This is a genomic window from Gloeocapsopsis crepidinum LEGE 06123 (assembly GCF_015207655.1).
GTDB lineage: Bacteria > Cyanobacteriota > Cyanobacteriia > Cyanobacteriales > Chroococcidiopsidaceae > Gloeocapsopsis > Gloeocapsopsis crepidinum.
Genome location: NZ_JADEWN010000098.1, coordinates 1 through 13872, shown reverse-complemented (window position 1 = coordinate 13872; position 13872 = coordinate 1). Strand labels below are relative to the sequence as shown.

The window sequence follows — 13872 nt, the reverse complement described above, 5'->3', positions numbered from 1 at the left end:
GTTCGCCGTGTTTCACTGCCGCCAGCCTTTGCGGCGCAGGTCGTAACTGTAGGGGGCGGGCATGGGCACTTCCTCAACTCTCCTCTGCCCCTATAATAACGTCCTAATCTGATTGTGTAAGGCTATAATCTAAAAAATGTCCAGCGATAACTCTTATAGAATCGCCAGATTAGGGGGAGATAATTATTCCCCTTATAAGCATTAATCGTCTCACATTCATTCAAAATTGCTGGACTCCTCCAGCTGGAGTCAATACTTGATTGACTCTAGGAACTACTTCTGGGTCTGTTGGCTCATCCACAAAGACTTGTAAAATATTAGCGAGAACGCCGATTAGTTTTTCAGTGGTGTCTTGATGCTGTTGTTGCAGTCGCTGTAATTCCTCCTTTCCCTTGTGATGAATTTTTCGTACTTGTTTGAGAAACATCTCGACTAAATTATCTCTGGTTTGCACCCCAGCCGAGTAAATCAAACATAAGAGCAGTGTGATTCGCTTAGGCAGTGTAAAATCTTTTATTTCCCTAGCATCTAAAGCTTTAGCTTCTGCTGCAAAATGGTGAATTTTAGCAGCCGTAATATTGGCTAGTATCGGTTTAATGTCTCCTAATGTTTCCAGCCAGCTTAGATGAGCGATTAGATCGCTCTTGATGATTGCGAGTCGGACGTTTGGGGAGCTGCTTGAGGTGATTATAGGGGCTACGACGTTCTACCTGGTGACTGTCTAAAAGCTCCTCCAATCGCTGAATACGATCTGGTTGAAGCTGCATAATTACCTGAGCAAAAAGCTTTTGATTGACTAGATATCTGACACGACGTACCAATCGATTTAGGGTATTAAATCCAGGCAATTCGTAGCGTGGTTAATTAATTCAGCAATTGCCACGTTGATTAAATCAGCTGGATTATCCATGACTGATGCTGATTCATATACGGATTTCGCTGCTAAATGCCGTGCCTGCTTATCAAAAGCAGCTACTTTAAGATATTCGCGAATGCTGCCGCGATGCCGATACATTGTTTTGGAGTTGTCATATCCAAAAGCGATTTCTTCTGGAAGTTTGAGACAACTACGAATATGATTAATTATCTTGATTGGAATCTCAGATGGCTTGGGGAAATAGCCAAGCCGTTGAAACGTTTTTAACAAAACTATCAAGTTGAAAAAGTGAGTTTGCCCTTGTGTAGATGCATAGCCAAAAGTAATTTCAGCTTTTGTAGGAGTATAAATTTCTGCAAATTCTTTGGTGGTAAAGTGGCGCTTAAATCTGGGATAAGCGGTGCGTTCTATAGATGACACTCTAGACTAGGGGGACTAAATTGCAGGAAAGATATGTAGTCAAGCAAAATTAATTACATAGTCTCTGCCGAATTCGCGCAGCACTTTTTCAACATAAGTCACTAAACTTACCCAACTATCATAGACATCTATGTTTATCCATTCATATTTCATAAAACGCCAAAGTATTTCAATAAGATTTAGTTGTGGGGAATAGGCAGGTAGCCAGAAAATTTCTAAGTGCTTATCTTGCCACTCATCGATTTTTGCTCTAATCTTCTGGCTGCAATGGAATGAGGCTTTATCCATAACTACCACGGTTTTCTTTTGAATGGTTTGGCAGAACTTATCAAGACAAGCAATGACGACCTCGCTTGTGATCTTACCTTCAAATATATAAGCTTCTAATTCGTTATCTTGATTGAGTATTCCTAAAACATTTAACCGCTCTCGATTGACAGCTTTTTAATTCAACTGTTTTTCCTTTTTCTTGCCATGCATAAGGAACATAAGGTAATAAACAAAAACCTGTCTCATCTAAGTACCTTAAATCAATCTCACCACTGTCATGTAACCTTCTCAGTTCTTTTAGCTGTTGCTGCTTTTGGACATATGCAATTCGGTCTGGTTCTCCACAACATCTCTTTTTTAATCGTCTCCAACTCATAAACATAGCTTTTAAAACTCGCTTAACTGTGTCTATACTGACCGTAATTCCCCATTGTTTTTTGATTTGTGTTTGCACCTGCCTAAGATTTTTTGGTGTTTGTTTAGCCCAGTGTTTAATTTGCTCTTTTTGGTCGGGAGTAAAAGTTTGTTTTCTGCCACGTCCTGGTTGATTATATAATCCCACTAATTTGTTGTTCAACCACGCACTTATCCAGTTGTAGATCGTTTTTCGACTGACTTGAAAAATTTTTACTAGTTGTTCAATCGTAAAACCTTCATCACTTAACAGGATGCAATGTGCTCTTTGCCTGACTTGATAATGCTTACTTCCTTTTTGAATCCTCCTGAGCATTTTTTCTGTTTCTGGACTCAGATTTTTAACCAATTGCTGCATTAACTTTCACTTGACTCTCACCAATCCTGATTCTAACTCTTCTTCTATTTTGTGTAATTAATTTTGCATATGTACTTATAAACGGCTGCGAGCGCATCTGCAGACCACGCAAGACCTTTTTCGATGATTTGCGGGCTTTAACCCAGTATCTGTATTTCGACAATTGGGATCATCTGCTCACCTTCATGCTCCAGGGACTTGAGCTAGAGATCCCTCCCAATAGCAGTTGAATTTCCAAAATGAGAATTGCTGGACTACTGTATGGTCTCTCAAATGTCATTACCATACTGGGATTCCCAGTGCTTGAACAGCTTCTTGCCAAAATGAGAATTGCTGTCAAAACCCAGCCGATCAAACCAAAAAAGCCGGGGCATGACCCCAGCTTTTTGGTGACCGTGTTTCGTGCCCGCGGGTCGTTGGCGCCGGCGAAGAAGTCATTGGCCCAGACCTATGAGCCACGCGGCTGTTGAATGGAGACAACGCAGACCTTGACATAGCTACCGCGTTGGTCGCCGAGCCAGGGGAGCACCGGCAGACCGTGACCCGTCTGGGATCAGCTGCCCATCAGCGCCTGGGCGAGCCCGATGAAGAGCGGTATTCCCAAGGCAATTGCAACCGGCGTGCCGATGGCTGTGGACGCGCCTATGTAGGCGGAGGGATTAGCCGACGGGATACCGGCTCGTAAAGTGGGCGGCCCTGAGATGTCTGAACTGGAGGCGGCAATGATGGCCAGGAGCGCAACGCCGCCAGGGCTGAACCCCGTGGCGTAGTGGGCAATCATGCCGAGACCGAAGGCGATAAACCCATGCAGCAGCGGCGCCACCAAAGCATATACGGCGTACCACTGGGCCACCTTGCGCAGCTCGCCAATCCTTGACCAGGCCTCCATACCCATTACCAGCATCAGTATCGAAAGCAGGCCGCGAAAGAGGGGTTCGTAGAAGCTTTCAAAGACACTTTCCGGCCGAGTTAGCAGGCCTAGAGCGAGGCCGAGTAGCAGTGCCGATAGGGCAGAGCCCTCGAGGCTTTCTTTCACGATGGGCCATATTTTGACCCGCTCGCGCGGCTTGCTGGGATACCCGCTTGCGGTAATGCGCTGCTGGCTGCGATACTCCTGCCTGCTGGTGGGATACTCCGGCTTGCTGGGATACTCGCCTGCGGTACTGAAAGACGCGCCTGCGGTACTGAAAGACGCGCCTGCGGTACTGAAAGATGCGTCTGCGGTACTGAAAGATGCGTCTGCGGTACTGAAAGATGCGTCTGCGGTACTGAAAGATGCGTCTGCGGTACGGCGCTGCTGGCTGAGATGCTCCCGCTTGCTGAGATAAATGCTGGCCACGACGATCGCAGTCACGAGCGCTGGGATGTCCATGAAGGGATAGAGTGCGCCGGCCCAGGGCTCGTATTCGATGCCTTGCGCTTCCAGTACCGTTATGCCGGCGGCGAGGGTAGAGCCACTCACGGCACCGAACAAGCCCGCGGTCGCAATGGCATCCACGGTTTTGACTTTCGGCATCTTGGCTAACGTGTAGCGCCCGATGAACACGATAAGGATACCCATTACCACGGCGAACAGCGCGGGCAACAGCATCTCCGCTATATTGGAATTGCGGATCGCAATGCCGCCGCTCAAGCCGACTTTTATGAGCAGCATGAAGACGATGAACTTATAGATCGCATCTGGAATTTGTAGTTTGCTACCGAGGGCGGCAATGACTATACCACCAATCAGAAAGGCGAGTGTCGGGGACTGCAACTGCGCCCCGAATTTCGTCAAGAAATCGGACAAGAAATCCACTTTGTAATTCCTCCTTGATCAGAGACTTAAGTGATTAAAGTTAAAAACATTCAGGTTAAACGCCATCGTACTCACCCCCAAAGCCGCAAACCAGATGCAGACTGAGGGAAACACGACCAACCAGAGATGAAGATAGAGCCGGTTGCGGAAGCCCCTGCGGTGTACAGAAAGTTCCGACGAGTCATGCGAGAGAAATTTGCCATGAATACCCCCTTCCGCCACCTCAAATGAGGTGTGGTGATTGTGATAAGTGAGCTTTGAAAAGTTGAAGAAAGCAGGGGTGCAGCGCTTCATCCCTACAGCACAGGTGTTACGCGAATACACGTCTACAGGATGTTCAGAGGTGGCCGCTCTCCGAACGGGGCTGGAAGGTGTCGCTGTCCCGCAGCACATCCCATATATCAAGATCTATTAAGATCCGAATCTATATATATATAAATCTATGTGCTTAAGTTTATCTTAAAATCCGCACAAATTTGCGATCGCTCTACATGGAAATGTCAAATTCAAATCATAAGTTTTCCTTTTATTCTCAGAAAACTCGTATATCTCTGGTCAATGTAAATTGCGATCGCAGAATTTTCTCTATACGTTGTTATTAAGAAGGGCTTTCTATGACTGCACTTCCCAAATTGCGTTGGATGGCGCTGCCAATCGCAGTTGGCTTGGGCGTCATTAATATTGTCTCCAGAGCCGGCGGCTGCTGTACCCGATGCCTCTATAGAACCCATTTGACATCTTTTACTGCGATGAAGTAAGGTGATTGCAAAAGCCTGATTCAGCCACCATGCCGTACACGAGCAGCCTAACAGACCAGGAGTGGGAAATCCTTGAACCCTTACTGCCTCAGTTCCTGCCAGCTAAGAAGCAGACAAGACCGTCCAACTGGAGCAAGCGAGAAATTCTCGATGGCATCTTCTATCAGCTCAAGAATGGTTGCAATTGGCAAGACTTGCCCTGCATATCTGCCCCCTTACTCGACGGTCTACTGGCATTACAAGCAGTGGCGCAGTGAAGGTGTGATTGAGAAACTGATGAACGTCTTACATGGACAAGTGCGTGAGCAGGTGAAAAAAAAGCTAAGTGGACAACTTTGATCATCATCGATTCGCAAGCAGTGAAGAATAGCTGCAATGCCAGTGTCGAAACCAAAGGATTCTGCCATTACAAATGCATCAATGGGATTAAACGACATCTCGCGGTCGATAGCTTGGGATTACCATTTTTCACGCACTGCACTCCTGCCAACGTGAGCGATGATCGGGGATTGATTGAACTGTTGAGCAACAATCTCGACTACTTTCAAGCCAAGCCCGTCAACATTCCCAAGATTACCATCCTGCTTGACCACGGCTATCACCCAGATACTATCTGCACCGCTCTGCAACAACGCTACCCGCAAGTAACGTTAGTTAAAAGATAAAACCTACCACTTATTGAGTACATCCTTGATTAATAGTTCCTTAGTTCAAACCTGAGTTATAACCGGCAGCGGTAGAGCCAGGAACAAACCTAAAAATCCAAAGAAGCTAGCAAAAATTAACTGAGATGCCAAGGCGACTGCTGGTAGCAAGGATCCCTGTTTTTGCACATAGCTGTGATGCGTGGCTAACTACCTCTTGCGATACTTGACCTCGCGCGTACCGAACATATCCAGGTCGAACGGGCACCGGTCGTCGCCGATCTCGCGCTCGACCAGCGCGTTCAACTTAGTCAGCATCCGATCCACAAGTTGCGGATCGTAGTTCGGATGGTTCTGGTTGCCGATGTTGTCCAGCTCGCCCGGATCGTTGACCAAATCGTACAACCCAACATCGCTCGTCGCATACAATTCATCCAGCGTTGCGGGATTGCCAAATTCTTGGGGGCTGAACCAACGCACCAGCTTGTACTGCCCATCCACCACAGTGCGGAAAAAGTTGCGCTTGCTCCAATCCGGCGCGCCGAACTGTTGCCCGGCTTCCTTCATACTCTCCATCAGCTCATCTTTGGGCGCGCGTGGCCCGCTGCCCATGTTGGTCAGTTCCTTGAGCGCGCCCGTAGCAGTCCACTCCGGATCGAGCATGTTCAGCCCATCCCAGCAGAACAATCCACCGTCGCCGGGGGCGCGAACACTACCGCGTGGGCCGTCCTCCGAAGCATCGAACATCACGGATCGCATGCTGCGCCCCTTGAGGTGGGGGTAGCGCTCCTTAATCCCGTCTGCACCCAAGCCCGCGAACTCCAGCAGGGTCGGCGCGAGATCGAGGAACGTGGATACCGCCACCGTGCGCTTTCCTTGTGCGCCGCCCGGCACCACTGCCGTCAGATAACTAATCGCCGCCTCGTCAAAGGCGATCGCGCCCTTTTGCGCCATGCGATGCGCGCCGTTCATTTCGCCATGATCGCTTATCAACAGCACCACGGTGTTATCCCACAAGTTTCGGCGATCCAGCACATCCAAAATTTTGCCGAACTCCGAATCCACTAGCCGCATGCAATTGATCAGGTAGTTCCGCCGTTCCAGCCATAAGTCTTCTCGGTTGTCGGGCACCCGCCCGTAGTTCTGGTCGATGACCTGCTTATAGTTGCGCACGCCAGGCGGTTGGAGCGCGTAATCGTCAGCGAAGTTGGGCGGTAGCGTCACATCCCACTGCTGCTCGAACCAGCCTAGCCGCTGCTTGGTAGTTTGTAAACCATTCATCGCGCCGTTTGGTTCCGGCTGCTCGATTGGATCGGATTGGAAGAACATGACATCGTGCGGATTCACCATGCTGCTGATCAGCAGCCAGGGTTGATCGAGCGACGGAGCCTTGGTTTCGAGCCAATCTACCGTTTCAAAAGCCACCGTGCCGTCGAGTTGTGCGCCCTGGAGCGGTGCGCCGAACATATCGCCCCATTGCTGGTAATCGGCGAAGCCGTAGCGTTCAAGTGTGTCTTCGCTTTGTTCCACCTCACTCAGGTGCCACTTGCCCTTGAACGCGGTGTAGTAGCCCTGTTGACGCAGCATGTGCCCAATGGTTGGAATTTCGCTCGTCAGTTCTCCGATCCAGGCGAAGTTGGTGTTGTCCCACAAGCCGGTGTGCTTGGCATGCACGCCCGTCCACATGGTGGAGCGCGACGGCGTACAGATCGGCACGGTGCAATAGTTACGCTCAAAGCGCGTACCCTGTGCTTCCAGCCGTTTCATCGCCGGGAACTGTACTACGTCAGGCACCGCCATCGTGGCATCCCATTGATCCATGCACAAGATCAGAATGTTCGGGCGGTTGGTGGCGCAATTGTTGGTGTTCGTGGTCATTGGCTTCTCCTTAACTAGCGTTTTATTGAGGGTGGGGCTACATCGGCACGTTGTGCACCTTAGTTGTCGCGGCTGAGCAACTTGGCGATCCCCAGCAAGAGGATCAGGCCTAGCAGGTTGGCAAGCGTAAGCATCACCAGCACATTGGGATTGCTAAAGTTCTGCGTGGCGACGATCAAACCGGCAGCAGTATTGCGCTGTGCGGTAGCCAACCCGCCAACATCTTGCAGGTGGTCCTGGCCGCTGCCCATCCCGTAACCGATCCCGAACGCTGCAACGACGAAAGCGATCGCAACGAAGAGCGCGCCTGTGCCGATGATGTCGAGCATGTTGGGGAAGTAGCCGATCAACGTGGCAGCAAGCACGACGTACAACGCATAGTTACCCAACTTGGCGATCCACGGTTGTACAGTTCTGGTGAGATCGCGCAGCCATTTCGCGACGATCATGCCAAGGACGATCGGTAGGATCATTTGCAGCAGCAGGGACCGCGCAATCGCCCAGGCGTCCACACTGATGCCCGACAACAACAGCGGCAGCACGATCGGCACATAGATCACGGTGATCGCCATCAGCACCAGCATGGTTGCTGCTCCAAGCGCCAAATCATGACCTGACGTTTGGGTCAACTTGATCAAAAACGGCGCGCCGGCACAAAGGCCGAACAGCAGCAGGCCCGCTTTGAGCACCGGCTCAAACGACGCAACGTTCAGCAGCGCGATCATGACGAGCGGTGCTAGAATAAAATTGGCAAGCAACATCTTAAGCACAAACCGCTAATCCCTCCAATACTGCACGATCGTCGTTGGCTTTTGAGTCAACCCAACGTTCAGCATCGTGGCGAACACATAAATGGGAACCGCAATATTGGTCAAGTATTGGAAAAATGCGAACATGTGTGTTCCCCAGTATGACGACCTCGCAAATACGATTTGATCGCGACGAAGAGCGGAACCGCGCTGTCGTACGTGTTGGTGTCGGACGCATTCTGCGCAGTTCCGGTTGTTGTTTACCTGCGCCTGCGAGCGTAAAGATTACGGTTTGCGTAGCCCGTGCTGCCCCATCCGCCGATGTCGATCAGCAGGGCGAGCAGCAGCCAGAGCCAGCCTAGTGAACCAATGCCAATAACCGGTGTCCAAAGCAGCACATACATCAGCGTGGTAAACGGCAGAAAGATGATGCCCAAGATCGGTCATAACAAGAAGCCGCCAAAGGCAGCAGTGAACAAGACCGGACGCGCCAGCCAAATCAGGAATATTCCTAAGCGTGGGAATAAACCGGCAAAGATGGCGAATAAACAGCCCATAGCGTTTTCCTATTCCTAACGGTCTTCGATTGTTCCTGTAGACATTCGCAAGATGCAGCGGAAGCCGATGTGACAGGCTGAGGTATCGATTGCTTCACCTTGGCGCGCCGCCGGACGGTAGCGCAAACAATAGTTGGGTGCGCATAGATGTGAGCCGCCTTTGAGTACCTTGCATGGAATGTGTGAACTGGGTTGACCGAACGCATAACTCTGCGCCGACGACATGACGCGCGGGTTGCGTGGAATGCAGCACGCTTTTGCCACTTCCTCAGGGTGGCGCAGCGTGAAGAAATCACTGGTCCATTCCCACACGTTGCCGACCATGTCGTACAACCCGTAGCCGTTGCACGGGAATGTGCCAACCGGCGATGTGCCTTCGTAGCCGTCGGTTCGCAAGTTCTGCCACGGAAACTCGCCCTGCCACGTGTTCGCCAGCATACGGCCCTGCGGCGCGAACTCGTCGCCCCACACAAACGCGGCACCCTCTAAACCACCACGCGCGGCAAACTCCCATTCGGCTTCGGTCGGCAGTGCCTTGCCCGCCCACCGCGCATACGCTTCGGCATCCTCAGACGCGATATGCACGACGGGGTGACAGTCACGTCCATGAAGCGTGCTGCCTGCTCCTTCCGGGTGATTCCAGCACGCGCCCAGAACATATGCCCACCAGTTCTGGTAGCGACGGAGGCTGACGCGCTGTTGTGGACAGCAAAACACTAGCGAGCCGGGCACGAGCAGCGCCGGATCAACGTCGGGGTAGTCATCGGGGTTGGGCGTACGCTCGGCCACGGTGTGGTAGCCGGTGACCTTCACGAAGCGGAGAAATTCGGCGTTGGTAACGGGATGCTCGTCCATCCAGAAGCCATCGACGGTGACGCGATGTGCTGGGCGTTCTTCGGGATAAAAGTCATTCGATCCCATCAAGAACGTGCCACCGGGAACCCACACCATGTGCTTTGGCGGCGATCCCTGGGACACGTTGTACGTCAGTGCTGTCGCTGGCTGCTCCATCATCCCCATGCCTCTCGTGTACTTCGGGCTGCACTCCATCACCGTTTCGGCAGATACGTGGCGCACACTTGTTTAAACGATCGCAAGCCACGCAGTCCGGTTGGCGGCGCACGGCGTGCCATATGCCGATGATGCTGATAGGAACTCAGGTTACACTAAGTTTGGGACAAGTACAAGGACACGTAGTAAGCTGAAAATAACTACAAATCCAGTCAACCTGTCCTAGGTCTAATAAAGACAGCTTTATTTATGTCTCATACTGTGAGCGAAATCGCGGGACTGCCTTAGCAGGAGCGAATTGTCTCTCAGCCCTCGCCGCAGTTGCCTGGAAAAACTCGGCGCACTAGCCAGCATATCAATAAAAATGTACCCTTAAATCTTTAAGTTATTTAAATTTTAAGCGCTGTCGATGGTTGGCAGACATGTCTAAGGTAATTATTGTTTTCTCACTCGCTCCATCCTTTATATAAATCAAGTTTTGAGTCGATAACTGATTCAAATGTCATCAACAATCAACTTTCTCTCAGTCTATAGCGTAGTATCATTAGTAGTTCATCTCTTAGGGATCGCTAATGCTGCTCATGCGGTCATGAATGTCCGTTCCTCTGGAGGTGCGATCGCCTGGGGAATTTCTTTGATTACCTTTCCTTGGGTAGCAATTCCCTTGTATTGGATTTTCGGTAGGAGTAGATTTCGAGGATATAGCGAAGCAATACGGAGAGCTTATTTAGAACATCAAGATTTAGCCCATCATGCCTACGACGAAATACTTGAATTTAAAGCTATATTACCCAATGAGTTAGCTACCGTAGAAAAGCTTGCTATTAAACTTAGTGACTCATCTTTTACGTCTAATAACGCTATTGAACTGTTAATTAACGGTCAGCAAACTTATAATCAAATGTTGGAGGCGATCGCCCAAGCCAAGCATTATATTCTGCTACAATCTTATCTTATTCACGATGATGGAATTGGCAATAAGTTCAAAGATGCATTAATTGCCAAGGCTAATGAGGGCGTAAGAATCTATCTGCTTTACGATGCTCTAGGCTCTTATAATCTCAACCGTTCTTATATTAAATCTCTGCGTCGAAACAGGATAGCCGTTAGTAGTTTTCGTAGTACTAAAGGCAAAGGCAACCGTTTTCAACTAAACTTTCGCAACCATCGTAAGATACTTGTAGTTGATGGACAAACGGGTTTTGTAGGTGGATTAAATATTGGCGATGAGTATTTAGGAAAAGATCCTCATTTTGGCTCTTGGCGAGATACTCACTTAAAACTTCAAGGTCCTACTGTTAAATACTTGCAAAGAACATTTCTGAGAGATTGGTATTGGGCAACTAAAGAATTTCCCGAGGTGTCGTGGGAATTAACAGAAAATCATAGCGACAACCAAACTGCATTTGTGCTGGCGACAGGACCTGCCGATCAACTGGCAGTTTGTTCTTTGTTTTTTCTCAATTTAATCAATTCAGCGCAAGACAGGTTATGGATCGCTAGTCCTTACTTTGTTCCTGATGATTCTACTCTCAATGCCCTAAAGCTAGCTACCGTACGGGGTGTTGATGTGCGAATTATACTGCCCAATCGTCCAGATAATTTACTCGTTTATCTATGTTCTTTTTCTTATTATGCTGAATTACAGGAGGTAGGGATTAAATTATATCGTTACCGCTCTGGGTTTATGCACCAAAAAATCATTTTGTGCGATCGCACCCTTGCCGGTGTCGGTACGGTTAATCTTGATAATCGCTCCTTCTTTTTAAATTTTGAAGTGATGACCTTTGCGATTAGATCCGAGCGTGAGCGAGGTGCAATTGCCCCCGATCTTGTTGAAAGTGTTAAGAAAATGCTGCTAGATGATTTGAATGCTTCGCGTCTAATTAACTTTTCTAAATATCAGCAAAAGCCTTTGTGGTTTAGGCTATCTGTTAGAGTATCTCGTTTGTTAGCACCAATCCTCTAGCTAATTGTTTTAATCAAATTTCTCCCCTAAAATACCTAAATTGCATTTTCAAATAACTATAGTTTATCTGCGACTCTAACATTTTTTGTATAGTATTGTAAAAATACAATTTAGAGATAAACAAAAATATAATTAATAATGAGAATGGTAATTATCGGAGCGACTGGAGAGGTAGGATCTAATTTAGTCCACCTCCTCGAACACGAACCCCACGAAGTAATATTAGTATTGCGATCGCCTCATAAACCTAGTGACTGCCGTTCTCTCCTTGAAGTAACTTTTAAGAAATATATTATTTCATCGGGTATGTTGGATATGCTGCCCGGTGTAAATAACAGAGCGCGATGGCGTATAAACCGCAGAGTTAATGTGGTAATTTGTAAATGTTACGCATCAACGCTGCAAGCGTTTGCGACTCGGTAAGGTGTATCCAGATGGGATTCGTCCGAACGGAAGTAGCGTTCCTGATCGGTGAGAATGAACAGAATGCTGTAAGGTTTCCCCTCCGGTGCTTTGGTCGATTCCAATGCTGTTAAGTCACTTTCATCATTGGTCATACTCATTTCCTGGTGTGAATACAGCTCTGGATCATGCAACGGGTTTTACTATTTACTTAATTACGTTAATAATACTATTATTGACCACCTAAATTATACCCCTTGAGCGAGTTCTGCCCCAGCAGCTTATAGATGTCTCCTTCCTCCACACCACCTACAAGTACCACTACAGAACTAGCAAATCAGCGCAATCGTGCGGCGGCTGAACGCACCTTACTAGCATGGATCGAACCCTGTTTAACGCTGCTGGGGCTTGGCATTACCGTTGACCGCATCTTTGCTGCCCTGTTGAAAGTTTTTCCTGATGCCGTCCCCCGCCTGAGCGAGCAAGTGTCCCGTGTAATAGGATTGAGCATCATGGCACTAGGATTAGGCTTGTTGGCACTGGCGATTTGGCAGTATAAAATTTCGACGCGATCGCTTCAACGTGAAGACTATATTTTAATGTCGAGCCGTCCCGTGATACTCACCGCAACTACGGCAGTTGTGTTGTTTGGGATGATTTCAGCCATTATTGTGTTGGTGCGATCGCTCTGACTTAGTGCTGTTAATCCCAAGCTTTGAGCAAAATGCCAACAAATGCCAGTAGACCGATGCCAAATAGTACACTTGCCACAATTAAGCTAATGGATCGTTCCGGAACGTAAGTATAGTGTTCTTTTTGAATATGACGAAGCTCTTGGCGATGTTGCACAGCCACCGCCAACGTCGCCCCAGTTCCCAAGGCAATGAAAGATAGACCCAAAAACCACGAAAGCCGTATCGGGTTATCAATATTTACAGCACTATTCAGCGCTGCGACAATTTGGTCAATGCCAAATCCAAAACTAATTAAGGCAAGATTAGTCCGTATCCACGCCATCAGCGTTCGTTCTGCTGCGGCTCGGTTGCGTTTTTTTGCCAGTTCTGTGTTGGAGTTAGAGGATTGACCACTCGATTGAGGAACTTGCATGGTGGTGATTTACTGAAAAACTGGTTAACCTTCTATTAAATAAAATTTGGCAATCCCTTCTCTAGGTCATGTAATAAATTCCTTTAGCAACCCACTCTTTCTTACTTAAGCGGACGAGTTGAATAGGTTACTGTCCGACTTAGTTCAACAGTTTTACCCCTTTATTGTATCAGTTTCAAGTGGCGGCACTTCCAACCAGAAATCATCCTGCTATGCGTCCGTTGGTATCTTCGATATCCGCTTTCATACCGGTTGGAAGAAATGATGACCGAGAGAGGGTTAAGTGTTGACCATTCAACAGTATATCGATGCGTACAGGCTTATGCTCCAGAACTTGAAAAACGCACTCGTTCACATCTGCACTTCACTAATGATTCATGGCGAGTGGATGAAACTTATATTAAGATCAAAGGCAAGTGGAAATATTTGTATCGAGCAGTTGATTCTGCTGGCAACACGATTGATTTTGTGCTGAGTGACTCACTGAGTACCTGAGTGTGAATTTCACAACTGCTTTGTTTGCAGTTTTATCTTTAGAGGATGTCTGAAAAGTCAAAGACTATACCAATCGTCTCAACATAAGACGAATCATCGCAACTTGAATCATCGCCTCAGAAGTGGCAGGTAAAACCTCATAATCTTTGCTCAGTCTCCGACACC

16 protein-coding genes and 5 pseudogenes are annotated in these 13872 nt (G+C 48.3%); 9 read left to right on the top strand and 12 right to left on the bottom strand.

All coding sequences use genetic code 11. The features are described from left to right. Positions 1-220: 220 nt before the first annotated feature. The 7 genes and pseudogenes from IQ230_RS24795 to IQ230_RS24770 form a co-directional block, all read right to left on the bottom strand. Positions 221-454 (bottom strand): transposase, encoded by a 234-nt coding sequence (locus IQ230_RS24795; protein ID WP_193934877.1) that lies wholly within the window; start codon positions 452-454, stop codon positions 221-223. 372 nt (positions 455-826) lie between these two features. After that, complete coding sequence (locus IQ230_RS24790; protein WP_193934876.1) at positions 827-1297, bottom strand: DUF4158 domain-containing protein; 471 nt, start codon at positions 1295-1297, stop codon at positions 827-829. 39 nt (positions 1298-1336) lie between these two features. Then, a pseudogene (locus IQ230_RS24785) lies at positions 1337-2339 on the bottom strand (IS630 family transposase). A gap of 553 nt (positions 2340-2892) precedes the next feature. After that, positions 2893-4137: a sodium-dependent bicarbonate transport family permease gene (locus IQ230_RS24780; protein WP_193934875.1), complete on the bottom strand. Its 1245-nt coding sequence runs from the start codon at positions 4135-4137 to the stop codon at positions 2893-2895. A 33-nt stretch (positions 4138-4170) separates the two neighbouring features. Then, positions 4171-4287 (bottom strand): annotated as a pseudogene (locus IQ230_RS27125) (Photosystem Q(B) protein 1); the annotation flags it as partial. Beyond that, positions 4266-4322: pseudogene (locus tag IQ230_RS27560) on the bottom strand (twin-arginine translocation signal domain-containing protein); the annotation flags it as partial. The pseudogenes IQ230_RS27125 and IQ230_RS27560, both read right to left, overlap by 22 nt. A 321-nt stretch (positions 4323-4643) precedes the next feature. Further along, positions 4644-4868: a hypothetical protein gene (locus IQ230_RS24770; RefSeq protein WP_193934873.1), complete on the bottom strand. Its 225-nt coding sequence runs from the start codon at positions 4866-4868 to the stop codon at positions 4644-4646. Positions 4869-4924: 56 nt separating this feature from the next. Between IQ230_RS24770 and IQ230_RS28055 the strand changes: the two are divergent. The 3 genes and pseudogenes from IQ230_RS28055 to IQ230_RS24760 form a co-directional block, all read left to right on the top strand. After that, positions 4925-5035, top strand: a pseudogene (locus IQ230_RS28055) (hypothetical protein); the annotation flags it as partial. Between the two features lie 10 nt (positions 5036-5045). Next, the gene (locus tag IQ230_RS27115; protein WP_228055316.1) at positions 5046-5234 is read left to right on the top strand and encodes a transposase; all 189 of its coding nucleotides are present in this window, start codon (positions 5046-5048) and stop codon (positions 5232-5234) included. Next, positions 5231-5560, top strand: coding sequence for a transposase (locus IQ230_RS24760; RefSeq protein WP_228055314.1), 330 nt, complete (start codon positions 5231-5233; stop codon positions 5558-5560). Before IQ230_RS27115 ends, IQ230_RS24760 begins: the two co-directional genes overlap by 4 nt. Before the next feature lie 189 nt (positions 5561-5749). Here IQ230_RS24760 and IQ230_RS24755 read toward each other — a convergent pair whose 3' ends face one another. After that, positions 5750-7417, bottom strand: a complete 1668-nt coding sequence (locus tag IQ230_RS24755; protein WP_193934872.1) for a sulfatase-like hydrolase/transferase — start codon at positions 7415-7417, stop codon at positions 5750-5752. 59 nt (positions 7418-7476) lie between these two features. Continuing rightward, entirely contained in the window at positions 7477-8178 is a 702-nt protein-coding gene (locus IQ230_RS24750) for a bile acid:sodium symporter family protein (RefSeq protein ID WP_193934871.1), read from the bottom strand. A gap of 149 nt (positions 8179-8327) precedes the next feature. Between IQ230_RS24750 and IQ230_RS24745 the strand changes: the two genes are divergently transcribed. Next, positions 8328-8528 (top strand): hypothetical protein, encoded by a 201-nt coding sequence (locus tag IQ230_RS24745; RefSeq protein ID WP_193934870.1) that lies wholly within the window; start codon positions 8328-8330, stop codon positions 8526-8528. A gap of 210 nt (positions 8529-8738) precedes the next feature. Here the strand turns inward: IQ230_RS24745 and IQ230_RS24740 are convergent, their stop codons facing one another. Further along, the gene (locus tag IQ230_RS24740) at positions 8739-9674 is read right to left on the bottom strand and encodes a formylglycine-generating enzyme family protein (protein ID WP_193934869.1); all 936 of its coding nucleotides are present in this window, start codon (positions 9672-9674) and stop codon (positions 8739-8741) included. On the opposite strand from IQ230_RS24740, the gene IQ230_RS24735 reads away from it, so the two are divergent. The 3 genes from IQ230_RS24735 to IQ230_RS28050 all read left to right on the top strand — a co-directional run bounded on the left by IQ230_RS24735 (position 9675) and on the right by IQ230_RS28050 (position 12126). Then, positions 9675-9866, top strand: a complete 192-nt coding sequence (locus IQ230_RS24735) for a hypothetical protein (protein WP_193934868.1) — start codon at positions 9675-9677, stop codon at positions 9864-9866. It abuts the gene before it with no gap. Between the two features lie 367 nt (positions 9867-10233). Further along, positions 10234-11703, top strand: a complete 1470-nt coding sequence (gene cls / locus IQ230_RS24730) for a cardiolipin synthase (protein WP_193934867.1) — start codon at positions 10234-10236, stop codon at positions 11701-11703. 138 nt (positions 11704-11841) lie between these two features. Then, positions 11842-12126, top strand: a complete 285-nt coding sequence (locus IQ230_RS28050; protein ID WP_407646713.1) for an NAD-dependent epimerase/dehydratase family protein — start codon at positions 11842-11844, stop codon at positions 12124-12126. Here IQ230_RS28050 and IQ230_RS24720 read toward each other — a convergent pair. Then, positions 12090-12260, bottom strand: a complete 171-nt coding sequence (locus tag IQ230_RS24720; RefSeq protein ID WP_193934878.1) for a hypothetical protein — start codon at positions 12258-12260, stop codon at positions 12090-12092. The two genes, IQ230_RS28050 and IQ230_RS24720, sit on opposite strands and share 37 nt — an antisense overlap. Before the next feature lie 132 nt (positions 12261-12392). Between IQ230_RS24720 and IQ230_RS24715 the strand changes: the two genes are divergently transcribed. Next, on the top strand, positions 12393-12797 hold the full coding sequence (locus IQ230_RS24715) for a YidH family protein (RefSeq protein WP_193934865.1): 405 nt from the start codon (positions 12393-12395) through the stop codon (positions 12795-12797). Between the two features lie 10 nt (positions 12798-12807). Here the strand turns inward: IQ230_RS24715 and IQ230_RS24710 are convergent, their stop codons facing one another. Next, a complete protein-coding gene (locus IQ230_RS24710) occupies positions 12808-13212 on the bottom strand; it encodes a YidH family protein (protein WP_193934864.1) in 405 nt (134 codons plus the stop codon). A gap of 168 nt (positions 13213-13380) precedes the next feature. Between IQ230_RS24710 and IQ230_RS24705 the strand changes: the two are divergent. Continuing rightward, positions 13381-13695 (top strand): annotated as a pseudogene (locus IQ230_RS24705) (IS6 family transposase); the annotation flags it as partial. Positions 13696-13872 lie beyond the last annotated feature (177 nt).